This is a genomic window from Cellulomonas sp. McL0617, from assembly GCF_049994875.1.
Classification (GTDB): Bacteria; Actinomycetota; Actinomycetes; order Actinomycetales; family Cellulomonadaceae; genus Cellulomonas.
This window is the reverse complement of record NZ_CP188256.1, coordinates 2841329-2865128: the sequence shown is the minus strand read 5'-3', so window position 1 is coordinate 2865128 and position 23800 is coordinate 2841329. Positions and strand designations below refer to the sequence as shown.

The 23800-nt window shown below is 68.4% G+C and carries 17 protein-coding genes and 1 pseudogene; 11 read left to right on the top strand and 7 right to left on the bottom strand.

All coding sequences use genetic code 11. The annotated features are described in order from the left end of the window. Positions 1 to 54 precede the first annotated feature (54 nt). Genes ACPPVS_RS12885 through ACPPVS_RS12875 form a run of 3 tightly spaced genes read left to right on the top strand, consistent with a single transcriptional unit; the run spans position 55 to position 3619 of the window. Positions 55 to 996, top strand: coding sequence for an ABC transporter permease (locus ACPPVS_RS12885; RefSeq protein WP_426592658.1), 942 nt, complete (start codon positions 55 to 57; stop codon positions 994 to 996). Continuing rightward, positions 993 to 2792, top strand: coding sequence for a dipeptide/oligopeptide/nickel ABC transporter permease/ATP-binding protein (locus tag ACPPVS_RS12880; RefSeq protein WP_426592657.1), 1800 nt, complete (start codon positions 993 to 995; stop codon positions 2790 to 2792). Before ACPPVS_RS12885 ends, ACPPVS_RS12880 begins: the two co-directional genes overlap by 4 nt. Beyond that, complete coding sequence (locus tag ACPPVS_RS12875; RefSeq protein WP_426592656.1) at positions 2789 to 3619, top strand: ATP-binding cassette domain-containing protein; 831 nt, start codon at positions 2789 to 2791, stop codon at positions 3617 to 3619. The genes ACPPVS_RS12880 and ACPPVS_RS12875 overlap by 4 nt, the downstream gene beginning before the upstream one ends. Before the next feature lie 22 nt (positions 3620 to 3641). Here ACPPVS_RS12875 and ACPPVS_RS12870 read toward each other — a convergent pair whose 3' ends face one another. The 3 genes and pseudogenes from ACPPVS_RS12870 to ACPPVS_RS12860 form a co-directional block, all read right to left on the bottom strand. Further along, positions 3642 to 4274 (bottom strand): substrate-binding domain-containing protein, encoded by a 633-nt coding sequence (locus ACPPVS_RS12870; RefSeq protein WP_426595973.1) that lies wholly within the window; start codon positions 4272 to 4274, stop codon positions 3642 to 3644. Between the two features lie 273 nt (positions 4275 to 4547). Beyond that, positions 4548 to 4658, bottom strand: a pseudogene (locus tag ACPPVS_RS12865) (LacI family DNA-binding transcriptional regulator); the annotation flags it as partial. 52 nt (positions 4659 to 4710) lie between these two features. Next, complete coding sequence (locus tag ACPPVS_RS12860) at positions 4711 to 5481, bottom strand: substrate-binding domain-containing protein (RefSeq protein WP_426595972.1); 771 nt, start codon at positions 5479 to 5481, stop codon at positions 4711 to 4713. A gap of 509 nt (positions 5482 to 5990) precedes the next feature. On the opposite strand from ACPPVS_RS12860, the gene ACPPVS_RS12855 reads away from it, so the two are divergent. Then, positions 5991 to 6899, top strand: a complete 909-nt coding sequence (locus tag ACPPVS_RS12855) for a formylglycine-generating enzyme family protein (protein WP_426595970.1) — start codon at positions 5991 to 5993, stop codon at positions 6897 to 6899. A gap of 18 nt (positions 6900 to 6917) precedes the next feature. Here the strand turns inward: ACPPVS_RS12855 and ACPPVS_RS12850 are convergent, their stop codons facing one another. The 4 genes from ACPPVS_RS12850 to ACPPVS_RS12835 all read right to left on the bottom strand — a co-directional run bounded on the left by ACPPVS_RS12850 (position 6918) and on the right by ACPPVS_RS12835 (position 10528). Continuing rightward, a complete protein-coding gene (locus tag ACPPVS_RS12850) occupies positions 6918 to 8390 on the bottom strand; it encodes a rhamnulokinase (protein WP_426592655.1) in 1473 nt (490 codons plus the stop codon). Continuing rightward, positions 8387 to 9163 (bottom strand): class II aldolase/adducin family protein, encoded by a 777-nt coding sequence (locus ACPPVS_RS12845; protein ID WP_426592654.1) that lies wholly within the window; start codon positions 9161 to 9163, stop codon positions 8387 to 8389. Before ACPPVS_RS12845 ends, ACPPVS_RS12850 begins: the two co-directional genes overlap by 4 nt. A gap of 9 nt (positions 9164 to 9172) precedes the next feature. Beyond that, positions 9173 to 9736 (bottom strand): RpiB/LacA/LacB family sugar-phosphate isomerase, encoded by a 564-nt coding sequence (locus ACPPVS_RS12840; RefSeq protein WP_426592653.1) that lies wholly within the window; start codon positions 9734 to 9736, stop codon positions 9173 to 9175. Positions 9737 to 9895: 159 nt separating this feature from the next. Next, positions 9896 to 10528 carry a TetR/AcrR family transcriptional regulator gene (locus ACPPVS_RS12835; RefSeq protein WP_426592652.1) on the bottom strand — a complete coding sequence of 211 codons (633 nt, stop codon included), beginning with the start codon at positions 10526 to 10528 and terminating at the stop codon, positions 9896 to 9898. A gap of 385 nt (positions 10529 to 10913) precedes the next feature. Here ACPPVS_RS12835 and ACPPVS_RS12830 point away from each other — a divergent pair, with 385 nt between their 5' ends. The 7 genes from ACPPVS_RS12830 to ACPPVS_RS12800 are packed head-to-tail and all read left to right on the top strand — an operon-like array spanning position 10914 to position 23562. Beyond that, positions 10914 to 13376, top strand: a complete 2463-nt coding sequence (locus ACPPVS_RS12830) for a glycoside hydrolase family 2 protein (RefSeq protein ID WP_426592651.1) — start codon at positions 10914 to 10916, stop codon at positions 13374 to 13376. Positions 13377 to 13393: 17 nt separating this feature from the next. Further along, complete coding sequence (locus ACPPVS_RS12825; protein ID WP_426592650.1) at positions 13394 to 15670, top strand: glycoside hydrolase family 3 N-terminal domain-containing protein; 2277 nt, start codon at positions 13394 to 13396, stop codon at positions 15668 to 15670. Next, positions 15667 to 17184 (top strand): glycoside hydrolase family 43 protein, encoded by a 1518-nt coding sequence (locus tag ACPPVS_RS12820; protein WP_426592649.1) that lies wholly within the window; start codon positions 15667 to 15669, stop codon positions 17182 to 17184. Before ACPPVS_RS12825 ends, ACPPVS_RS12820 begins: the two co-directional genes overlap by 4 nt. Beyond that, complete coding sequence (locus ACPPVS_RS12815; protein ID WP_426592648.1) at positions 17181 to 18341, top strand: GDSL-type esterase/lipase family protein; 1161 nt, start codon at positions 17181 to 17183, stop codon at positions 18339 to 18341. The genes ACPPVS_RS12820 and ACPPVS_RS12815 overlap by 4 nt, the downstream gene beginning before the upstream one ends. Before the next feature lie 56 nt (positions 18342 to 18397). After that, a complete protein-coding gene (locus ACPPVS_RS12810) occupies positions 18398 to 20665 on the top strand; it encodes a family 78 glycoside hydrolase catalytic domain (protein ID WP_426592647.1) in 2268 nt (755 codons plus the stop codon). After that, positions 20662 to 21849 (top strand): family 1 glycosylhydrolase, encoded by a 1188-nt coding sequence (locus tag ACPPVS_RS12805; RefSeq protein WP_426592646.1) that lies wholly within the window; start codon positions 20662 to 20664, stop codon positions 21847 to 21849. The genes ACPPVS_RS12810 and ACPPVS_RS12805 overlap by 4 nt, the downstream gene beginning before the upstream one ends. A 60-nt stretch (positions 21850 to 21909) precedes the next feature. Beyond that, positions 21910 to 23562, top strand: a complete 1653-nt coding sequence (locus tag ACPPVS_RS12800) for an FAD-binding protein (protein WP_426592645.1) — start codon at positions 21910 to 21912, stop codon at positions 23560 to 23562. The last annotated feature ends 238 nt before the right edge of the window (positions 23563 to 23800 follow it).

Below are 23800 nucleotides of genomic sequence, written 5' to 3'. Positions count from 1 at the left end.
ACCAGGGGTGGCACGGGCCGTGATTCGCGGCTCGTGCCACCCGAGGGAGACATCGTGGTCATCTATCTTCTGCGCCGCCTCGGCGCCGGGCTCGTCCTGATCTGGGTCGTCACCGCCATCACGTTCTTCATGACGTACGGCGCCGGCCTGCCCATCGCCGTCAACATGCTCGGGCCTCAGGCGACACCGGAGCAGGTCGCTCAGCTCAACGCCCAGCTCGGTCTGGACCAGCCGATCTTCCAGCAGTACTGGACGTGGCTCACGGACGTGCTGCACGGTGACCTCGGCGTCTCGTACTTCACGCAGCAGCCGGTCGGTGAAGCGATGGCGTCTCGACTGCCCGTCACCCTGTCGGTGGTCATCTTCGCGTCGATCCTCGTGATCGTGATCAGTACGTTGCTGGGAGTGATCGGGGCTTCGCGCGGCGGGGTTGTCGACGGCATCCTTCAGGCGATCTCCACGGTCGCCTTCGTCTTCCCGGGCATCGTTCTGGCGATCGGTCTCGTCTATCTGTTTGCGATCAAGCTGCAGTGGGTGCCAGCGACCGGCTTCACGACGATAGGCGAGTCACCGAGCGCCTGGTTCGAATCGGTCATCTTGCCGGCCATCGTTCTGTCCATCGGTGGGATCGCCTCGTTGGGCGCGCAGATCCGCGGAGCACTGGTCGACCAGCTCGACCGGGACTACATCCGCACGCTGCGCACAGCCGGCGTCTCGGAGCGCTCGATCCTCCTGAAGCACGCGCTTCGAAATGCCGCAGCTCCCGGCCTGACCGTCTTCTCGCTCGAGTTCATCGCGATGTTCGGTGGCGCGCTGTTCATCGAGAAGATCTTCGCGTTGCCGGGCTTCGGTACGTACGCCTACACCTCCGCGCTGCAGGGCGACCTGCCCGCGATGATGGGTGTCGCGCTCTTCTCCGTCGCGCTGGTCGTTGTGGTGAACCTGATCGTCGACCTGCTCAACGGTTGGCTCAACCCGAAGGTGAGGGTCCAGTGACCACGGCCGTCGATCTCGACCACGTCGTCCCGAGCGACCTGCCGCGGCGTCGCGCGGGCGGCGCCTTCAGCAGGCTCCTCCGAAAGCCGTTCGGGGCCTTCTCCTTGACGGCGCTGATCGTCCTCATCCTCTTGGCGATCTTCGCGCCGCTGCTGACGATCCACACCCCGGTGTATGCGTCGCTCGACCACATCAACGCCCCGCCCGGCACCCCCGGCTGGTTGCTCGGCGGCGACCAGTACGGCCGAGACATCTGGGCGCGCGTCCTGGCATCGCTCCGCGTCTCCTTCACCTCGGCGGTGATCGGCGCCGGCATCGGAGTGATCGTCGGAACGGTCAATGGGCTCATCGCCGGCTATGTCGGGCGCAGGACCGACGCGGTGTCGTCATGGGTGTTCAACCTTGTCATGACGTTCCCCGGGATCGTCCTGATCATCGTGCTCTTCCCGGTAACGGGCGGCAGCTACCAGTGGACCATGGTGATCTTCGGCTTCCTGTTGTCACCGGGCATCTTCCGGCTCGTGCGCAACCTCGTCATGGGTGTGCGATCCGAGCTGTACGTCGACGCGGCCCGAGTCTCCGGGCTGAGCAACCGTCGGATCCTGTCGCGGCACGTCCTGTACGTGGTTCGGGGACCGATCATCATCGCGGTTGCGTTCCTCGGTGCCGCCTCGATCGGCATCCAGGCAGGCCTGGCATTCCTCGGGTTCGGGGCCGTCTCCAGCCCCAGCTTCGGCGCCATGACGAGCGACGCCTTCAGCAACATCTACTCCTACCCGGTGCAGATGGTCTGGCCGGCACTGTTCCTCGGGTTGCTCAACGCCTCGTTCGTCCTGCTCGCGAATTCTTATCGTGATGCGCTGGCCGGGACACAAGCGAAGGCGAAGCGTCGACAGGATCACCTGGACACTGCCGTGGCGGTCAGCGCCAACGGTGCCAACCCTGGCTCGACCTCCCCGGGGGGGCTGCTGCGGGTGCGTAACCTTCGCGTCGCCTACCCGAACCCGGATGGCACCACGAAGGCCGTCGTCGCCGGGGTCTCGCTCGACGTTGCGCCGGGCGAGATCGTCGGCCTCGTCGGTGAGTCCGGTTCGGGCAAATCCCAGACAGCCTTCTCGATCCTCGGGGTGCTGCCCAAGCAGGCGATCGTCCAGGCCGACGAAATGTCGATCGCGGGCGAAGCGTTGATCGGTGCCGATGCGCGAACGATGAGGTCGCTGCGCAACGGGGTCGTCGCGTACATCCCGCAGGAGCCGATGTCCAACCTGGACCCATCGTTCACGGTGGGCAGCCAGCTCGTGGAGCGGCTCACCAAGGCGATGTCCCGCAAGGAAGCGAAGGCCACGGTGCTCGCACTCCTCGACCGCGTCGGGATCGTCGAGCCGCAGCGGACATTCGACTCCTACCCCCATCAGATCTCTGGTGGCATGGCCCAGCGGGCACTCATTGCTGGGGCCGTCGCATCTCGCCCGAAGCTCTTGATCGCGGATGAACCCACCACCGCGCTCGACGTCACCGTGCAGGCCGAGATCCTCGACCTCCTGCGGGACCTGCAGGGTGAGTACGGGATGGGCGTCTTGCTGGTGACTCACAACTTCGGCGTCGTGGCGGACCTGTGCGACCGCGTGCTCGTCATGGAGTCCGGCAAGCTCGTCGAGTCGGGGGACGTGCGTCAGATCTTCCACGAGCCCCAGCACGAGTACACGCAGCGACTGGTCGGGTCGATCCTCGACGAGAACCAGATGCGCTCCGACCCGCCCGCGACGACACCGATGCTCTCCAAGGAGGACGCGTGAACGCGCTGCTGAAGGTCGAGGACCTGCGTCTGCGCTACCCGGGCAAGGGACTGCGCAAACAGGGGCCCGAGGTGTTGCGGGGCATCAGCCTCGAGATCGCACCGGGGGAGACCCTCGGCCTGGTCGGGGAGTCAGGGTCTGGCAAGACGACCCTCGGGCGTGCGGTTCTAGGACTCGCCGATCCGACGGGAGGGACGATCCGATTCGACGATCGGGACATCACACACCTCGACCAGCGTCGGCGCCGAGAGCTCGCCCGCGACGTGCAGGTCGTCTTCCAAGACCCCTACACCTCGCTCAACCCGGCACTGCAGATCGCTGACACGCTGAGCGAACCGTTGATCGGCCAGGGCGCGAGTGCCCGAGACGCTCGGTCGAAGGTCGGCGAGCTCCTGGACAAGGTTGGTCTACCGGCTGACGCCGCTCAGCGGTATCCCAGGGAGTTCAGCGGCGGCCAGCGGCAGCGCGTCGCCATCGCGCGCGCGCTCGCACTCGACCCGCGGCTCGTCGTCTGCGACGAACCAGTCTCTGCGCTCGACCTCACCACCCAGGCCCGCGTTCTCGACCTGCTGATCGACCTGCAGCGCAGCACAGGGGTGGCATACCTGTTCATCACCCACGACCTGGCTGTGGTTCAGCACATCAGCCACCGGGTCGCTGTGATGAATCGCGGGGAGATCGTCGAAATGGGGCCGGTCGCACAGGTCATCCGTCACCCGCGGGAGGACTACACGCGCCGGCTGATCCTCGCGGCGCCGACGGCGGACCCGGACAAGCAGCGCGACCGACGCGAGGCACGCCGACGTCTCGCAGCGGCGACCAGCTGACGGAGTGGTTTCAGTGGCTCTGTCAGCTGGTCTCGCCGCGGACGAGCTTGATTGCCGAGCGCTGATCGGGGACAGGGCGAATCTCAGTACTGTGCTCGCCGTCGTAGCGCCCGACCACGAGTGACCGCAGCTCGCGGGCGAGGTCGCCCTCGATCACTGGGATGTCGATCGCGACCGTGGACAGCCTCGGAACGGTCAGCTGCCCGACATCGGTCCGGTCTACGCCCACCACGGCGACCTGGTCCGGCACCGTGGCGCCGAGCCTGAGTGCGACGCCCACCACGGCGATAGCCACGTCGTCGTTGTAGCAACAGACGCCCAAGGGCTGGGCGTCCGAGATCAGAGGTGCCAGTGCCGCCGTCGCTGCATCGAGGTTGAGCGAGACCGGGACGACGACGGGCGGTGCCATCCCGCGTTCCATGAGTGCCGCCGTCGCACCCTCGACCCGCCATGCCGCGAACGGACCGACACGCGGATCGTCGAGAGTCGCGCACACGATGCGACGCTCGCCGCGTCGCAGCAGCTCGTCGACCTGAGTCCGGCCGATGAAGTGGTCGAACGAATGCCCATCGACTGTCTCTGGGGACACTCGTGGCAGTACCGAGGTGCCGAAGGCCGTGATGCGCGCGATCGCCGCTGCGTCGAGGTCGCCCATGTGGAAGACAGCGACCGGTCGCAGCTCGACGATGGTCTCTATGGTCGCCTCGAGGTCGCTCCCGACGTATCTCACGAGTGCGGCGATCCCGGCAGCGGTCGACTCAGCAACGATCTGGTCGATGAGCTCCTGCATGCGGCTGCCGAAGGTGATGTCGGGGACGACGATCACGAGGATGTCGGAGAGTCCTGTGGCGAGGGCGCGACCGGCGCGAGAGGGCCGGTAGTTCAGCTGCTGCGCGGCCCGTGCAACGCGATCGCGCGTCTCTTGCGGGAACCGGGCATCGCGCCCGTTGAGGATCTGGCTTACCGTCGGCCGCGACACGCCAGCGAGTCGAGCCACGTCGTGGCTCGTCGCTCGGGCTGGCTGCTCTGGGATGCTCATTTCGGGGAGTTTCTCACATGGGTCGCGTCAGCATGCCCGACGCCGCGGTGTCTCATCCTGTCTCGCCCTCGACGATGGTGAAGAACGACTCGACGGGCACACGCCTCGACGTCTCGTGGGGTTCAAGCTGGTCGCGCAGCTGCGCGACCAGGTCTGCGATGAAGCCCTTCATGTCGACGTGCACGGTCGTCAGGCGCGGCGCCCACAGCCGCGCGGCGATCGAGTCGTCCATCCCGACGAGCGCCACCCGCCCAGGCACCTCGATCCCGAGCTCCCGGGCGCCCGCCAGCAGGGTCAGTGCGACCTCGTCGTTGTAGCAGGCGACGGCGGCGCGCTCGTGTTCCCTCAGGATGATCGACAGGGCCCGACTGCCGCCCGCGACGTCCAGATGGACCGAGACCGCCTCGGGTGGGGCCAACCCCTGTCCCGCGCAGTAGTCCACGAGTGCCGTGAACCTTTCGCGACTGAACGGCTCCGGATTCTCGTCGGCGGTGGTCGCGTACCAGAGGGGTCGATCGCCGTTGCGTCGCAGGGTGGTCGCCTGCAGCGCCGCCACTCCCGGGTCGCGCGGCTCGGCGTCCGTGCTACTCGGTTCAGGTACGACCACGATCCCGCGCTGGACAAGGATCTCGACGTCGGCGGGGGACAGCACGCCGAAGTTCAGGACGATGAAAGGTCGGACGCCAAGCAAAGCCTCGATCGTCACCTGGTTCGTCGCACTGGCGACGCGGACGACGACGTTGCCGCCGAACGGCTGGACCTGCGACGTGACCTGGTCGACGGAGTCCTGCAGGTGGCCGCTGAAGCGCGTGTCCGGCGTCACGATGACGACGGTGTCGCTGTGGCCCCTGACCAGAGAGCGGGCGGCACCCGACGGCCGATAGGACAGCTTTGTGGCCGCCTCATGAACTCGCCGACGTGTGGTCGGCGGGAATGGTTGGTCGTCCCCGTTGAGGATCCGACTCACCGTGGCACGTGAGACGCCCGCGAGGCGGGCCACATCCTGGCTCGTCGCGGGTCGCGTCACCTCGGGCGCACGGCTCACGGCTCGATTCTGGCAGAATTGTTAGTAACACGCGATACTCAGTCGTCTTTTGGTCTACCGGTTGCCGAAGCGCAGGTGGCGGCGCTCTGCGGCGATGGCGCCGCGGAACGACATCGGGCGCCGATAACGCGCGATACGAGTTTGTGAGCCGTGCAGGTGAGGGGGCGTCGGTCGCGCCCCGTCCGACCTACGATGGGCGAGTGGATGGCGCGGACGTGACGCCGGAGGGGCAAGGCCTGCACGCCGGGCGGGCGTGTTGTGCTCCCGCTCGTCAGGTGAGCCTTCCGATGGGCCGCCCGAGTGCCCCCTCCAGCCCCGGCCGGTTCGAGGGCCCCACGACACATCAGGTCGAACAGGTGCAGGTCCCCTCAGGGACCTTCCGCATGGGCGACGGTTCTGGGGATCGCAATCCTGGAGACGGCGAGACGCCTGTCCACGACGTCCGCCTCGACGGGTTCTCGATCGACGCTACGACGGTGACAGTTGCGGACTTCGCGCGCTTCGTCGAAGCGACCGACTTCCGCACGGAGGCGGAGGTGTTCGGCTACTCGGCTGTGTTCCATCTCGCTGTCGCGGCCGATGCAGCGGACATCGTCGGGCAACCCTCCGGAACGCCTTGGTGGTTCGGGGTGCGGGGCGCCGACTGGCGGCACCCGGGCGGCGCGCTCTCCAGCACTGACGGGAAAGGCGACCACCCTGTGGTGCACGTCAGCTGGAACGACGCCGTCGCCTACTGCGCATGGGCCGGCCGCCGGCTACCGACGGAGGCGGAGTGGGAGTACGCGTCACGAGGCGGTCTTGATGGAGCGCGCTACCCGTGGGGTGATGAGCTGCTGGGGCCGGGCGGTGCGTGGAGGGCGAACATCTGGCAGGGCGTGTTCCCGACCCGCAACGACGAGGAGGACGGATACCTCACGACCGCGCCCGCGCGCTTGTTCGAGCCGAACGGGTTCGGGCTGTGGCAGACCGTCGGCAACGTGTGGGAATGGTGCGCGGACTGGTGGTCCCCGATGGCCTACGAATTGTCGGCGAGTGTCGATCCCCGCGGTCCACGGGATGGCGATGCCCGCGTCATGCGGGGTGGCTCGTACCTGTGCCACGACTCCTACTGCAACCGCTACCGAAACGCCGCACGGTCGTCGAACACGTCTGACTCCTCCATGGGCAACGCGGGGTTCCGAACCGTCGGGCTCTGAGGGCGCCCCGGCGGCGGGCTACTGAGCGGGCGCGACGGGCGTGGATCGTCGGCCGTGGCGAGAGCGCGAGTGTCGCGGGACATAGGTCGTCGGCGTGAAGCTCCGCCGGACGATACTGCGCAGCTCGGTGAGGCCGCCGTCGACGAATCCGTTGGTGCGAGCCTGGATCAGGATGTTGCCGATCGCCGTGGCTTCGACGGGACCGGCGACGACACGGCGATCGGATCGGTCGGCGACGGCTTGACACAGCAGGGCGTTCTGGGACCCACCGCCGACGATGTGGATGGTGGAGACGTCGCGACCGGCTATGCGTTCGGCCTCGTCGACGCACGCCGCGAAGGCGACGGCGAGGCTCTCGACGATGCACCTCACGAATTCTGCAGGCGTGCCCGGCGGGTTCTCGCTGTGCTCGCGGCACCACGACGCGATGCGTCCGGGGATATCGCCCGGAGGGAGGAATCGCGGGTCGTTGACGTTGATGGTCGGCATCGGTGACTCCACCCGTGCTGCGTCGGCGAGCAGCTGCTGCAAATGGCTCGATCGTTGCGCGTCTGTGGCGGCGGGCGCCCACTGGCGCATCGACTCCGACAGGAGCCACAAGCCCATGACGTTGCTCTGGAACCGTGTGCGGCCGTCCACGCCGCACTCGTTCGTGAATCCGGCGGTGCGCGCGTCCTCCGTCAGGACCGGGGCGTCGACCTCCAGCCCGACCAGCCCCCAGGTCCCGCAGGAGACGTAGGCGAAGTCGCGATGCACGCTCGGGATCGCCACGACGGCGGACGCCGTGTCGTGTGATCCGACGGCGACGACCTTCAGCGTTGCTCCGACACTGTCGACGACGTGTGGGGTGAGCTCGCCGGTCACTGTTCCAGGGTCGACGAGCGGGGGCAGGATCGAGCGAGGAACTCCGAGGGTGTCGGCCAGGTCGACGTCCCACTGTCGGGTCCGTGCGTCCAGCAGACCCGTGGTCGAGGCGATCGTGCGTTCCGCGTGCTGTGTTCCGGTGAGCCAGAAGGCCAACAGGTCGGGCGTGAGCAGCATGTGGTCCGCGACCGTCAGTCGCTGACCGTCCGTCGCGAGCTGGAACAGAGTGTTCATCGGCAGATGCTGCAGCCCGTTACGGGCGAACAGTGCGGACGCGTCGATCCTGGCGTGCACGGCGGCCACGCCGGAGTCTCCTCGGGCGTCGCGGTAGTGGAAGGGAGGTCCGAGCAGGCTCCCGTCGTGGACCAAGCCGTAGTCGACGCCCCAGGTGTCGATGGCGACGCTCGCGATCTCGCCCGGCGCCGTTCGTTCTGCGGCGGCCAGTCCGGCGAGCACCTGACGGTAGAGCTCGAGGATGTTCCAGTGCAGGCCGTCCGGAAGTCGAACCGGCCCGTTGCCGAACCTCGAGATGTGGCGCGTGTGCAGGCCGGCGTCGTCCATTCGCCCGAGGATGACTCGGCCGCTGGTCGCGCCGAGGTCGACGGCGGCAACGACGGCGGCCTTCACGCAACTCCTTTGCCTTGCAGCGTCGCGCGCCGCAGGAGCTCGTCGGGCCGGGTGTCGATGCGGGCCACCTGCCGCGGATCCATGTACGCGGGCTGGCCCACGCTGCAGGCACCGATCAGGACGCGCGCGACCTTCACGGCCATCTCGGTGATCTGGAGGACTTCTGCGCTGCTGTTTCCCAGCGCGAACATGCCGTGATTCTGGAGATAGATCGCCCGCGGGACGTCGCCGGCCCGCTCGCGAAGCAGCCGGCGCACCTCCTGCGCGAGATGCAGTCCGGGATCGACGTAGGGAACCAGCAATGGCCTGGTCCCGAGCACGACGACCTGGTCTGGGAACAGGGCGCCGTCCGTGAGCAGCGTCGGGCGCGACGACGAGAGGATGGCGTTCACGGGGATCGGATGCGTGTGGCCGACCCAGGTCACCCCAGGCTGGTCGAGGCACACCGCGTGCAGGAGTGACTCGACCGACGGCCGTCGCCCGCGGGACCGGGTGGCGACGGCATCGAACACGTCCTGGACATCGGCGTCACCGGCCCCCGGTCTGTCGATGAGTGACAGGAGCTCGTTGAGCGGGACGTCGACGAAGTCGTCGGTCGTGGCACGGCTCATGCCGGCGCCGCTCGCCTTGACGCGCACGACGCCCGCGTCGGTGAGCATCGAGCAGTTGCCCTCGGCGAGGATCGCCCACTCGCGATCGACGCGACCCAGCTCGTGGGCCAGCGTCGTCAGACGCTCCGACTCGCTCAGGGCAGCGGCCTCAGCTCTCAGCATGCTCATCACTCAGAACGCGAGGCCGGAAGGCTCGGGACCAAGCTGGACTTCTTGCGGATCGACGACGCTGAATCCGTTGGCCTTGTACGTCGCGTAGTCGAAGTTCTCGCACTCGTCGTACCCAAGCCGGTGGTAGTCGTGGAAGCCGTCCCAGTCTTCGTACCCGTCGCCGAGCGAGTGCTCGAGGAACGCGTCGGCCATCGCCTGAGCCAGTCGCGGCGCGGTGAAGAAGGCGCCGATCGCGAGGACGTTGGCGTTGTTTGCCGTGGCGGCGCGACGCGCTGTCGCGACGCTCTCGGCCACCGCTGCGTGCACGTGCGGACACTTGCTCGCGGCGATGTGGATGCCCATGCCGGAGCCGCAGAAGATGAGCGCCTTCTCGAACGCTCGCTCGGAGATCTGCGATCCGACGAGGAACCCGACGCGGTGGTACATCGGCAGATCGTCCTGTGTCGGGGTGACGTCGGTGACGGTCCAGCCCCGTGCCTGGAGGTGTCGCTTGACCGACTCCTTGAGACGAAAGCCGGCGAAGTCTGCGCCGACGACGACGTGCCTGTCCTGGATGGTCCGCATGAACACTCCTATGTGCGCTGCATCTTCCGGGCGCGACGAGCCCTGGCGTCGTGGTGCGGCCGTCGACTGGTGCCTATCGGGTCGCCCTTCGCGAACCTACGTCCACGGCGCGAAATTCACAACTCCGCGCCGCGGCGGGAGTTTCAGCCGTCGCCGGGCCTACGGGGCCGTCTCGGCCAGATGTGAGTTCGCCGGTGTGAAGGCGACGCCGGGATAGACCATCGTCAAGAAGTCCTTGAGCGATCCCTCGACGTCCACGGCTTCCCGGTCGTACAACCATTGGGTCTGCAAGCCGTCAAGCAGCCCGATGTACATGGCGGCGAGGCGCTCCGGCGCTACACCGGAGGGCGATGCGGAGTCAGCTTCCATGGATTCGAACGCCTGGGTGAGCACGATGCGCAGGCCGTGATACCGGCGGACAAACCGGTCGTGTGCCGGGTGGGCGCGAGAGGTCCCCTCGGCTGCCAGCAGGTTCTGCAGCTCGAGCATCTCGGAGCGCTCGAGGTTGTGGCGTGCGACGGCGAGCAGCCCGTCGATCTGGCCATGCTCTGCGTCTGGTGGCATGTACTGGGCGCTCTCCTCCTCGTACAGCGCCAGCACCTCCAGCAGCAGGTCTTCCTTGGTGGGGAAGTGGTGCACGAGCCCACGCTCGCTGATCTCGGCCCGCTGCGCGATCTCCTTCATCGTTGTGGAGCGGTAACCGGTCTCCGCAAACGCGCTCAGGGCCGCGTCGACGATCCGCCGGCGCACCCCAGCGGTCTTGGCGTAGGGGCCTCGGCGGGTCGTGGTCATGGTGTGCCTATCCGTCCGATGAATCTCGCGCCGTGCGGGCTATTTGACGACAAGGTAGCGCACCGCACCGGCGCACCCAGTCGTCGGGGACCTGTCGACGACCAGCGCCCGCCGCTGCGGCGAGAGCGGCTCAAACCAAACTACCGCCATGGCGCGAAGTTGTGATAGTTTGAAAATCGCGCCGCAACGGCAGGTTCGTACAGCGCGACCGCTTGATCAAGGAGGATCTCGTGACCGCTCGCCCTGTTCTCGCCGTCGCCCATCGAATCCGGCTGGGCTGCGCTGACGCGTGGGACCACCACCCTTCGGCATCCCCCCGCGCCCACCACGCCCGCCGCCCGTCCCCTCGAGACGCGCAACCACTCCAACAGAGGCGATCCCTGCCATGACGCGAGAGACCTTGACAGACGGCTGGTCCGTCCGCCGCCGGACCACCCCGTTCCAGGAGCTGGCGTCTGCGGGCGCTAGCGACTGGACGGATGTGCTGGTCCCGCACGACGCGGTCGTCGGACTCGATCGCGTGCCGGGGCTGCCGCATGGCGAGACCACGGGCTATTTCCCGGGTGGCGCATTCGAGTACCGCCGCACCCTGGCGGTGCCGGTCGACTGGCACGGGCAGCAGGTTGCGCTCGAGTTCGACGGTGTCTACCGGGACGCGATGATCTACGTCAACGGGGTCCTGGCTGGGCAGCACGCGTACGGGTACTCCCGGTTCACCGTCCGGATCGACCCCTTCCTGAACCGCGGACAGGACAACGAGATCCGCGTCGCGTGCCGGGCGCACCAGGACAGCCGCTGGTACACCGGAGCAGGTCTGCACCGTGACGTCACCCTCGTCGTCAAGCCGGCCGTGCACCTGGTGCGCGAGGACGTGTGTGTCACCACGCCGGAGGTGGACGTCGAGAATGCTGTCGTCGTCGTCGCGGTCGCCGCCGCCAACTCTTCGGCGGTCACGGTCACCGCGCGAGTGGAGGTCGAGCTGCTCGACTCTTCGGCGCAGGTCGTGGCGCGTGGCTCGTCGCCCGTGACGCTGCTGCCCGGTGAGCGGAGCGTGGCTCGCCATCGCCTCCTCGTCGCGGAGCCGCTGGTCTGGGATGTCGAGTCGCCCCATCTCTACACGGCTCGCGTTGCACTCACGAACGACGACGGGACGCGCGACCAGGAGCAGACCGAGTTCGGGATCCGGACCCTGCAGGTCGACGCGCGCCGCGGGCTGCGCGTCAACGGGCGCACCGTGAAGTTGCGCGGGGCGTGCGTGCACGGCGACAACGGGCCGCTGGGAGCCGTGTCGCTGCCCCGCGCCGAGGAGCGCCGCATCACCTTGCTCAAGGAGGCCGGATTCAACGCAGTCCGCATGTCGCACCACCCCGCGAGCGAGGCGTTCCTGGCGGCGTGCGACCGACTCGGGATGCTCGTCATCGACGAAACCTTCGACATGTGGACGTCGAGCAAGTCCGACTTCGACTACGCCTTCGAGTTCACTCAGTGGTGGGAGCGCGACGTCGAGGCGATGGTAACGCGTGCGATCAACCACCCCAGCGTCATCATGTACTCCATCGGCAACGAGATCCCCGAGCTCGGCGGTCCACACGGGGCTGTCTGGTCGCGCCGGCTAGCCGAGAAGGTCCGGTCTCTCGACCCGACCCGGCTGGTCACCAATGGCGTCAACGGGTTCGTCGCGATGCTGGACATGGTCTTGCCGCTCATGGCAGCGGCCCGCGTGGAAGCGGAGGCGCCCGCCGACACCGCAGAGCCGGCCGGCGGAGTCAACACGATGATGGACGCCTTCGGCGCCATGATGGCCGGCATTCAGACCGCGCCGCAGACCACTGAAGCGACCGAGGAGGCGTTCGCGGTACTCGATGTAGCGGGCATGAACTACTCGGATGCCCGCTATTCGTTGGATGCCGAGCTGTTCCCGGACCGCGTCATCTGCGGCACGGAGACCCTGGCCACGTCCATCGACCGCACGTGGGACCTCGTCAAGGCATACGACCACGTCATCGGCGACTTCGCGTGGGCCGGCTGGGACTACCTCGGCGAGACGGGCATCGGCCGCGTCATCTACGCCGACGAGAACTCCACCAGCGGGTTCTCCACAGGCTATCCGGCACTGACTGCCTACACCGGGGACCTGGACATCATCGGGCACCGGCGGCCGGCCTCGTACTACCGAGAGATCGTCTTCGGACTGCGCACCGAACCGTTCATCGCCGTGGAGCGGCCAGACAACCACGGGCGGGAGGTCGCCATGGCAACAGGCTGGGCCTGGAACGACGTCGTCTCGTCCTGGTCGTGGCACGGGCACGAAGGTCGAACCGTCGGCCTGGAGGTGTACGCGCGGGCCGATGAGGTCGAGCTGCTCCTCGACGGTGTGGTCCTCGATCGCGTCAAGGTGGGTGCGACTCGGGCGTTCCGCGCCGACTTCACGGTGACGTACCAGCCGGGCACGCTGACTGCCGTGGCCTTCGCCAATGGTGTCGAGGTAGCGCGGTCGACCCTGCGCACCGCCAGCGACGAGCTGGAGCTTCGTGCCGTCGCCGACCGCGTCGACGTCGCCAGTGATGGTCGGGACCTCGTCTACGTCAGCCTCGAGCTCACCGATGGCGATGGGATCGTCCACCCCGGGCGCGACCGCCGCGTCGAGATCACCGTCGACGGCCCCGCACTCCTGGCGGGCGTGGCCTCGGGCGCTCCGGTGACCGAGGAGCCGTTGTCCGGGACCGGCTGCACGACCTTCGACGGTCGAGCGGTCGCGGTCCTGCGCGCGACCGGTGCCGGCGAGGTCACCGTGTCGGCCTCAACCGAGGGATGCCGCCCTGTTCGGATCGCTGTGACCGCCCGATGACTGACCTGAGGAGAACCGTGAGCACGCTGCCGTACCGCGACCCGTCGCGGACCGTCCAGGAGCGGGTCGCTGACCTGTTGGCACGCTTGACGCTCGAGGAGAAGGCCGGGCAGCTGTCCCAGTACTTCTACATGACCAGCGGCGAGCCAGTGCCCGAGGACTTCGACATCGAGTCCCTGCCGCCTGAGTATCGTGCGTTCGCCGAGCAGCCAAAGAAGGTGGAGACGGCCGTCCGCACCGGTGCGGCCGGGTCGGTGTTGTTCGTCACCGACCCGTCGCTCGCCAACCGGCTGCAGCGCTCCGCAGTGGAGGAGAGCCCACACGGTATCCCCCTGATCTTCGGGTTCGACGTGATCCACGGGTTGCGGACGATCTTCCCCGTCCCGATCGCGTTGGCCGCCTCGTGGTGCACAAGCACCATCGAGCAGGTTCAGGCGATCGCGGCTCGTGAGGCCCGTGCGGTGGGGATCCACTGGACGTTCGCGCCGATGGTCGACGTCGCTCGTGACCCTCGGTGGGGCCGCATCATCGAGGGTGCCGGCGAAGACCCGGTACTCGGCGCAGCCGTCGCGGCCGCTCAGGTGCGTGGCTTCCAGGGCGACCGCGGAGCCGAGAGCGTCATTGCTGGGCCGAAGCACCTTGCCGGTTACGGCGCCGCCCGGGGCGGCCGCGACTACGACGACGCCGAGATCTCGGACGCTGAGCTCTGGAACGTCTACCTGCCGCCGTTCCGTGCGGCTGTGGCGGCCGGTGCAGGCAACGTCATGAGCGCGTACATGGACCTCAACGGCGTTCCGGCCTCAGGCAACGCATGGCTGCTGACCCACGTGCTGCGCGACGAGCTGGGCTTCGAGGGCTGGGTCGTCTCCGACGCCAACGCGGTCCGGTCCCTGGAGACGCAGCACTTCGCTCGGGACCAGACCGACGCCGCCGCGCGAGCGATGACCGCGGGGATGGACATGGAGATGACCATGTTGGACCCGGCGTTCAGCCAACTGCCCGACGCCGTAGCGCAGGGCCTGGTCAGCATCGACGCGATCGACCAGGCAGTGAGCCGAGTGCTGACCGCGAAGTTCGGCCTCGGACTCTTCGAGCGTCCCTATGTCGATGAGACAGCGACGGCCGGCATCCTGGCCGCCGACGAGCACCGCGACGTGGCCCGCGTCGCGGCCGAGCGGTCGGTCGTGCTGCTGAAGAACGACGCGCACGCGCTGCCGCTGCGCCCAGAGGGACTGACGACGGTCGCAGTCGTCGGCCAGCTCGCGAACAGTCAGCGCGACACGCTGGGCCCGTGGGTGTTCGCCCACGACACCGCCGAGACCGTGACGGTCCTCGATGGGCTGCGAGCGAGAGTCGGCGATGCCGTTGTCGTCGAGCACGCGCCCGGTGCCGGAATCCCGGCCCGGACGTTCCCTTCGCCGTTCGACGCCATGGATCCGACGGTCACTGACACGAGCTCCGATCACGACGATGACGCCGAGATCGCGCGTGCCGTCGACCTCGCGGCGGCCGCCGACGTCGCGATCGTCGTTGTCGGGCAGCGGCAGAACCAGATCGGTGAGACTGCCTCGTCGGCGACTCTGGACCTGCCCGGCCGCCAGCTCGACCAGCTGCAGCAGATCGTGGCGACGGGAACGCCGGTCGTCCTGGTCGTGATGTCCGGACGACCGCTGGACCTGCAGTGGGCGGACGCCAACGTTCCCGCGATCGTGCAGGCCTGGTACCCGGGGACGCGCGGTGGCGAAGCCTTGGCGGCGGTACTGCTCGGCGACGTCTCGCCGGCCGGGCGCCTGCCGTTCACCTGGCCCCGCCATGCCGGGCAGGTGCCGATGATCTACGCCCACTACCGCACGTTCGCTCCCGACTACCAGGACAGGCGGTACTGGGAGGAACTGAGCACGCCGTTGTACCCCTTCGGCCACGGCCTGTCCTACGCGGACTTCACCTACGACGGCCTCCGTCTGGACCGCGACACGATCGCGGCCGGGGAGACCGCGACGGTCAGCGTAGAGGTGACCAACACGTCCGACCGTGACGCTGACGAGGTCGTCCAGCTCTACATCCACCAGCGGTACGGCACCTCGTCGCGTCCCGTCCGCGAGCTGAAGGGCTTCCAGCGGTTGGCAGTTCCGCGAGGCGAGACTCGCACCGTGACATTCCCCGTCGGCCCCGACGAGCTGCGCTACTGGAGCGCCGCCACGCGGGGATGGATCCAGGACGCCACGACCCTCGACCTGTGGGTCGGCGGAAGTTCCACGACCGAGCTCACCACCGTCCTTGAGGTGACGGCATGAGCAGCGAGACGACACCTGCTGCTGTCCGCTTCAATGACGTTCCCGTGCTGTCGGGTTTCTATCCCGACCCGACGATCTGCCGGGCGGGCGACCGGTACTACCTGGCGAACTCGAGCTTCGAGTACCTGCCGGGTGTGCCGATCCACGAGAGCACGGACCTCGTCACGTGGCGCCAGGTCGGCAACGTCTACGACCGCCGCGAACAGCTCGACCTGCGTGGCGCGCCCTCCGGTACTGGCACCTATGCGCCCACCCTTCGTCACCACGACGGTCGGTTCTACCTGATCACCACCGACATCACCACCGTCATGGAGGGCCAACTCATCGCCTCCGCCGACGACCCGGCAGGACCGTGGTCCGTGCCCGTTCGAGTCCCTGGGCCGATGGGGATCGACCCTGACCTCTTCTGGGATGTGGACGGCTCGTGCCACATGACCTGGGCAGGGTGGTCGTTGTCGGGAGACGGCGGAATTCTCTCGCTCCCCATCGACCCCGACACCGGCGACGTGCTGGGAGAGATCCGCCGCCTGTGGCAGGGAACCGGTCTGGCGCACCCCGAAGGACCGCACCTCTATCGCATCGACGACACCTACTACTGCCTCCTCGCGGAGGGCGGCACCGAGCGCGGCCACTGCGTGACGATCGCGCGCGCACCCTCGCTGGACGGGCCGTGGGAGTCCGCGCCACACAACCCCATCCTCAGCCACCGCAGCAGCACGCACCCCGTGCAGAGCACCGGGCACGGCGACCTCGTCGAGCGCCCCGACGGCACCTGGGCCATGGTCCACCTCGGCAACCGACCGAGAGGTCGCACGCCCGCCTTCCACGTCAACGGCCGCGAGACCTTCGTCGTGGGCGTCGACTGGGTCGACGGGTGGCCGGTCGTGGATGAGTCCCGGTTCGAGGTGCCCGAAACCGACACGGCATTCACCGATGGTTTCGTCGCCGACAACCTCGACCCGCGATGGATGTCACCTGGGGGAGTGCACGTCGACACCGTGCGCCCGGCTCCCGGCGGCGGCCTGGTCATCTCACCGGTCGACGACGAACGCCCACTGCCCGCGCTGTGCGTTCGCGCACGCGACGAGGGTTGGCGCGCCCACATCGACCTCGCGTCGCCAGATGGAGGCCCTGGCCTGCAGGTCCACCTCGACACCGACAACTGGTTCGAGGTCCGCCTCGAGGGCGGCCGAGCCGTCGCCGAGGTGTCGGTCGCAGGGCTGAGGCACACGTTCCCCGACACGGGTCTCGAAGTCCCCGTCGAGGGGTTGTGGTGCGCCGCGATCGCTGAGCCGCCAGCGCCGTACCCCATGGGCGGGCCAGACACCCTGGCGGTCGGAGTGCGCAGCGGTGGACGTGACATCGAGCTCGCGCGCGTCGACGGTCGACTCGTGTCGACCGAGGTCGCCAGCGGCTTCACCGGACGCACGATCGGACTACGCGCAACGACCGGCGAGGTCCGGATCACCGAGTTCGGGTACGCCCCCCGCGCGGCCGAGCAGATCAAGCCATGACCGTCGACGTCGGGGCGGTCAGGTCCGTCCTCGCCACGGCTCTCGGGGGCACGTCCGGCGCGCTCGAGACCGACGTGGATCTGGACGGCGTGGTGCTGCACCGTGTGCCAGCCCGGGCCCGGGCCCGCCTCGCGGAGCAGCCGCTGGACTTCATGAGCGCCGTGCCTTCGGGTGTCCGGCTGCGCGTGCACTCAGACGCCCCCTGGCTTGAGCTCGACGCGGACTTCGTGAGAGTGGTCTCACCGCTCGACACGACCGCCGGCACCGTCGTCGACCTCGTCGTCGACGGCGAGCTCCGACCGCCCATCGTGACGACGGATGAAACGGTCATCCTGATCGACATGGCGACTGGGGACATGGAGACGCACGTCGGCGCAACGGCGACGCTGAGGCTCGAGCTCGGCGCGCCAGGACTCGAGCGCGATGTCGAGGTGTGGCTGCCTCACGCGTCCCAGACCACCCTGCGCGATCTGCGGGTCCCAGCAGGCGCCGCGGTGCGAGCCGCGGCCGCAACCGGACGACGCTGGGTGCACCACGGAAGCTCGATCAGTCAGTGCTCCGAGGCGAACCGTCCAACCAGCACGTGGCCGGCGATCGTCGCCCGTACCGCCGGGCTCGACATGACGAACCTCGGCATCGGCGGGCAGTGCCACCTCGACCCGTTCATGGCCCGAGCCATCCGTGACCTGCCCGCCCACGCGATCAGCCTGGAGATCGGCATCAACGTGGTCAACGGCGACACCATGCGAGAACGGGCATTCGTGCCTGCGCTCCATGGCTTCCTCGACACCATCAGAGAGGGCCACCCCGACACGCCCATCCTGGTGGTCACGCCGATCATCTGCCCAGCGGCGGAGGACGAGCCCGGCCCGACCATCATCGGCCCCGACCAGCGCGCCTGCACCGTGACCCGGCCCGACGTGCTCGCGGCCGGTGCTCTGTCCCTGAAGCGCATACGCCAGCTGATCCACCGGGCTGTCGAGATCCGTCGGAGCGAGGGGGACCAGCATCTGCAGGTCCTCGACGGGTTGACGTTGTTCGGGCCGGACGACGTAGTCGACCTACCCGACGGCCTGCACCCGAACACGGCGGGCTACCGGCGCATCGCCGAGCGGTTTCTTCCCGCCGCCTGGGGCGCCGACGGCTTCCTTGCCTGACCTTCCGAACTGGAGCTCCCATGTCTGTGCCAGCCGGTCCTGCGTGGACCGCCCGCATGATCACGACCGACCACGAGTCAGCGCCGTTGCTGCGCGCCGCGTTCGACCAGGAAGCGGGTCACGGCGACGTCGTCGCTGCCGTGCTGCGGATCACCGCCCTGGGTGTCGTTGAGGCGCGACTCAACGGAGTCCTCGCCTCGCCTGACGTGCTCACCCCGGGCTGGTCGACCTACGAGAAGCGTCTCCGCTATGCCGAGTGGGATGTCCTGCCACTGGTCGCCGCCCGCACGACGCTGGTCCTGTCGGTCGGCAACGGGTGGTTCCGCGGGCGTCTCGGCTGGCTCGGCCTGCAGGGCGTCTACGGGCCGGACCGTGCCGCCGCGGCCGAGCTTGTCCTCACATACACCGACGGGCATCGACAGGTCATCGTCACCGGCGCCAACTGGGTGGGCGCTCCGAGCGCGATTCTCCAGGACGACCTCTACGACGGTCAGAGCATCGACACCCGTCTCCTGCAGCCTGCGGACGCCCACCTCGCTGACGGCTCGCTCTGGGGACCCGTGCGTGAGGTCGAGTTCGACGCGGGGATGCTCGAGCCCTACATCGGGCCGCCGGTACGTCGCCAGGAGGACGTCGCCGCCACCTCCGTGACACGCACCGCTGACGGGCAGCTCCTGCTCGACTTCGGGCAGAACCTAGTCGGATGGCTCCGGATCAAGGTCCAGGGCTCTCTCGGCGACGAACTGACCGTGCACCACGCCGAAGTTCTCGAAGATGGTGACCTCTCGCTCAGGCCGCTGCGCTCGGCACGAGCCGAGGACCGCTACGTCCTGTCCGGCTATGAAGACCTCCTGGAGCCGACCTTCACGTTCCACGGCTTCCGGTACGCCCGCCTGACCGGTTGGCCAGGAACCGAGGATGACGCGCTCACCTCGGTCCGTGCGGTCGTCGTCGGCTCCGAGCTTCGACGCACTGGCTACTTCGAGTGCTCCGACCCGGACCTGAACCGGCTGCACGAGAACGTCGTGTGGGGGATGCGCGGCAACTTCCTCGACGTGCCGAGCGACTGCCCGCAGCGTGACGAGCGCATGGGCTACGTCGGCGACCTCGGGGCCTTCGCCCCCACTGCGACGTTCCTGTACGACGTCGAGACGTTCTTGCGCGACTGGCTGCGGGACCTCACCCTGGAACAGCGCATCGCGGGCGGCCAGGTGCCCCTCACCGCGCCGAACACGCTCAAGTACGAACCGACCATGTTCCAGGCACCGCCCCCCGGCGTCGTCGTGACGCCTGCGCCCATGGCGCTGTGGCAGGACGGCGCGGTGTGGATCCCGTGGGCGATGTGGCAGCAGTACGGCGAGCGTCAGGTCCTCGTAGAACAGGCCGAGTCGGTCGCCGGGCACCTTGCCGTGATCGAGGGCGCCCTGAATGAGGACGGCACGATGACGTCCGGGTACCAGCTCGGCGACTGGCTCGACCCCGCCGCGCCCCCGGAGGATCCCCGGGGCGCACGTGCTGATAGGGAGGTCCTCGCGACGGCCTGCATGTTCCGCACGCTCGACCTGGCATCTCGCATGTCCAGCGTCCTCGGCGACGACGACGAGGCAGCCCGCCGCCGCGCCCTGGCGGAGCGAGTCCGCCGCGGCTTCGTGACGACCTACGTCGGGGACGACGGGCGCATCCGGTCCGACGCCCCGGCGGTCTACGCGGTCGCCATCGCATTCGGCCTGCTCACCGACGACGGCGCGCAGCAAGCGGGGGACCGGTTGGCCGACTTGGTCGCCGAGGGTGGATACGTGATCCCGACCGGGTTCATCGGCACACCGTTCGTCCTTCGCGCCCTGAGCAGCACCGGTCACGCCGACACGGCCTACCGCCTCCTCACCCAGCGCGAGTGCCCGTCCTGGCTCTATCAGGTCTCCATGGGAGCGACCACGATCTGGGAACGATGGGACGCGATGCTTCCCGACGGGCGAGTGAACCCCGGAGAGATGACGAGCTTCAACCACTACGCCTTCGGCTCCGTCGCGCAGTGGATGCACGAGGTTGTCGCAGGGATGAGCCCCCTCGAACCCGGATACGAGCGCGTCCTGTTCGCACCGCAGCCCGGCGGGGACCTGACGTCTGCCAGCGCGGGCCTAAGCACACCGTTCGGCACCACCTCGATCCAGTGGCGCCTCGCCGGCGGCCGCATCTCGGTGCGGCTCGAGGTCGCCCCCGGGACCGAGGCGGTGCTGCGACTGCCCGGACATCCCGACCAGACCCTCGGCGCCGGCGACCACGAGATCGAGGCAGACCTGTCCGGACGGGCGGTTCTCGCATGACGAACTTCCTCTGGGGCGCCGCGACGTCACCGCACCAGGTCGAGGGCAACAACGTCAACAGCGACTGGTGGAAGCGTGAGCGTGACTTCCCCGAGATGTTCGACCGCAGCGGCGACGCCGACGACAGCTACCACCGATTCGCCGAGGACATGCGGCTGCTCGCCGACGCCGGACTGAACTCCTACCGGTTCGGCATCGAGTGGGCCCGCATCGAGCCCGTACCCGGACACATCTCCCGGGCCGAGCTCCAGCACTACCGGCGCATGATCGACACGGCCTTCGAGCTCGGCCTCACACCGGTCGTCACCCTCCAGCACTTCACGGTCCCGCTCTGGTTCTCCCATGAGGGCGGATGGCTCGCGGACACCGCCATCGAGCGCTGGCGCTCCTACGTTGAGGCCACGACCGAGATCCTGCACGACGTCCCGTGGATCGTCACGATCAACGAACCCAACATCCTCGCCCTCATGTGGCTCCTGGACGACGCGCTCGCGACACACGGCATCGAGGGCCTCAACCTCTCGGCTGGCGCGCAGACTCTCGCGTCGGTCGTCCCGGACGAGGGGATCAGCCTCCGCCTCATCGAGGCGCACCACGCGGCGCGCGAGGTGCTCAAGTCCAGAGTGGGCGGCAATGTCGGGTGGACAGTCGCCAACCAGTCGTTCGAGCGCACACCCGGGAATGAGGAGCTCTACTCGACGATCAAGTACGCATGGGAGGACCGGTTCCTCGAGGCGTCGCGCGACGACGACTTCATCGGCGTGCAGGCGTACACAAGCCAGCAGATCGACGCGAACGGCATCGTGGCGCACCCACCAAACCCCGACAACACGCTGGCCGGCTGGGCGTACCGGCCCGACGCCATCGGCATCGCCCTGCGCAACTCTGCCGACGTCACCGGAGGCGTCCCCGCACTCATCACCGAGAACGGGATCGCGACCGCCGACGACGAGCGCCGCATCGCCTACACCAGCGTTGCACTCGAGCACGTCGCGGCCGCCATGGTCGACGGCATCGACGTCCGCGGCTACCTGCACTGGTCCGCGCTCGACAACTTCGAATGGGGCAACTGGAAGCCCACCTTCGGCCTGATCGCGGTCGATCGATCAACCTTCGTCCGCACGCCCAAGCCGAGCCTCGCATGGCTCGGCGGCATGGCACGCAATGGACCCCCGAGCGCCTGAGCCGTCGAGCTTGTCCTCACTGTCCGGGCTCGATGTCCGGTTGACCGAAGGAGCCCGCACATGTCCGACGCCAGCAGCCCGAAGTTCGACCTCACATACGACGTTGTCATCGTCGGCACCGGGGGCGCCGGTTTCGCGGCAGCCATGGGCGCCGCCGACGAGGGTCTGCGGGTCCTGATGCTCGAGTCGACCGACAAGTGGGGTGGCAGCACGGCGATGTCGGGCGGCGGAATGTGGCTGCCCAACAACCCGCTCGCGCAGCGCGACGGTGCCGGCGACTCGCGAGAGGAAGCGCTGACCTACCTGGAGGCCACGGTCGGTGACGACTACCGGGCGACATCGCGCGCACGCAAGGAAGCCTTCGTCGACGGGGTCGAGGACTTCGTTCTTACCGCCGAGAAGTACGGCATGAAGTTCGCGCGTGCCGCCGACTACCCGGACTACTACCCCGAGCTTCCGGGCGGCAAGATCGGTCGTTCCATCGAGGTCGAGCCGTTCGACTCAAAGAAGATCGGCGACTGGTGGAAGACCACCCGCGCGCTGATGCCGCTGCCGCTCAAGACGGACGACGTCTGGCTGCTGGGGCGGGCTTGGTCGACGCCGTCGGGGTTCGTGCGTGGTGCCCAGTTCGTGTTCCGGACGCTGGGCGGCGCGGTCCGCGGGAAGCGCCTCGTCGGCACCGGTGCCGGCCTGGCCAGCTCGTTCTTGAACATCGTCGTGCAGAAGCAGGGCACGCCTCTGTGGCTCGACGCGCCGCTCGAGGCGCTCGTTGTGACCGACGGACGCGTCGTCGGGGTCCGGACCACGCACGACGGTCGCCTCGTGACCGTCCGGGCGACCCGCGGTGTGCTGCTCGCCGCCGGCGGCTTCGACCACAACGTGGCGCTGCGGCAGAAGTACCAGGGCATCGACGGAAACCCGTCGGGGAACCCCGGCAACGTCGGCAGCACCCTTGACCTCGCCCAGGACCTCGGCGCCGCCGTGGAGCTCATGGACGATGCCTGGTGGGGCGCCTCAGTGGTGGCCGCACCGGACGGGAGCCCGGCATTCCTCGTCAACGAGCGCTCGATGCCGTACTCGCTGATGATCGACGCCGAGGGCGACCGGTTCGCCAACGAGTCCGAGTCGTACGTCGACCTGGGCCACCACATGCTCGCGCACGACAAGGACGGCACGTACTGGCTCGTCGCCGACGCCCGGCACGCGCGCCGCTACCTGCGCGGCTACGCCATGGACCCGCGCGCGACCAAGGCCATGGCTGCGGCCGGAACCATGGTCAAGGCGGCGACCGTCGACGCGCTCGCGCGAGGGATCGGCGTCGAGCCCGAGCGCCTCCAGGCGACTCTCGACCGCTTCAACGGGTTCGCCCGCTCCGGGGTCGATGCCGACTTCGGACGTGGCAACTCGGCCTACGACCGCTACTACGGCGACCCGACCGTCCACCCGAACCCGAACCTCGCCCCCCTGGAGAAGGGGCCGTTCACGGCGTTCAAGGTCGTCATCGGCGACCTGGGCACCAAAGGCGGCGTCGTCACCGACGCCGACGCATGCGTGCTGCGCGACGACGGGTCAGTCATCGAGGGCCTCTACTCGGCCGGGAACAACTCCGCGTCGGTCATGGGCCGGACCTACCCAGGCCCTGGCTCGACGATCGGTCCCGCGACCGTCTTCGGCCTTCGTGCGTCGCGGCACATGGCCCGCAACCGGCCGTGAGTCTCACCCATCACCGGACGAGCTGAGACGAGCGACGGTTCGCCGGACCTGTGGCATCTGTACGTGGTGGCATTCCCTCTGAGCATCGTGACCAGCGCTCAGGTGCGGGCCGGCCGACCCCATCAGGGTCGGCCGGCCCTTTGCGCTTGACCGGCTCCGGCACCGGGCGCAACCGGCGTCCCGCAGGTCCTGAGGACCGGGCAGGCCGGTTGCAGGAGGTGCCCGATGTCGCGAAAAC

Coding starts and splice junctions, on each gene's coding strand:
- ACPPVS_RS12870 (WP_426595973.1), bottom strand. CDS start 4,274: ATGGGCGACCTCGACGCAGCGGCGATCGCGCGCATCACGGCCTTCGGC.
- ACPPVS_RS12855 (WP_426595970.1), top strand. CDS start 5,991: ATGGGCCGCCCGAGTGCCCCCTCCAGCCCCGGCCGGTTCGAGGGCCCC.
- ACPPVS_RS12845 (WP_426592654.1), bottom strand. CDS start 9,163: ATGCTGAGAGCTGAGGCCGCTGCCCTGAGCGAGTCGGAGCGTCTGACG.
- ACPPVS_RS12840 (WP_426592653.1), bottom strand. CDS start 9,736: ATGCGGACCATCCAGGACAGGCACGTCGTCGTCGGCGCAGACTTCGCC.
- ACPPVS_RS12835 (WP_426592652.1), bottom strand. CDS start 10,528: ATGACCACGACCCGCCGAGGCCCCTACGCCAAGACCGCTGGGGTGCGC.
- ACPPVS_RS12830 (WP_426592651.1), top strand. CDS start 10,914: ATGACGCGAGAGACCTTGACAGACGGCTGGTCCGTCCGCCGCCGGACC.
- ACPPVS_RS12820 (WP_426592649.1), top strand. CDS start 15,667: ATGAGCAGCGAGACGACACCTGCTGCTGTCCGCTTCAATGACGTTCCC.
- ACPPVS_RS12815 (WP_426592648.1), top strand. CDS start 17,181: ATGACCGTCGACGTCGGGGCGGTCAGGTCCGTCCTCGCCACGGCTCTC.
- ACPPVS_RS12810 (WP_426592647.1), top strand. CDS start 18,398: ATGATCACGACCGACCACGAGTCAGCGCCGTTGCTGCGCGCCGCGTTC.
- ACPPVS_RS12805 (WP_426592646.1), top strand. CDS start 20,662: ATGACGAACTTCCTCTGGGGCGCCGCGACGTCACCGCACCAGGTCGAG.
- ACPPVS_RS12800 (WP_426592645.1), top strand. CDS start 21,910: ATGTCCGACGCCAGCAGCCCGAAGTTCGACCTCACATACGACGTTGTC.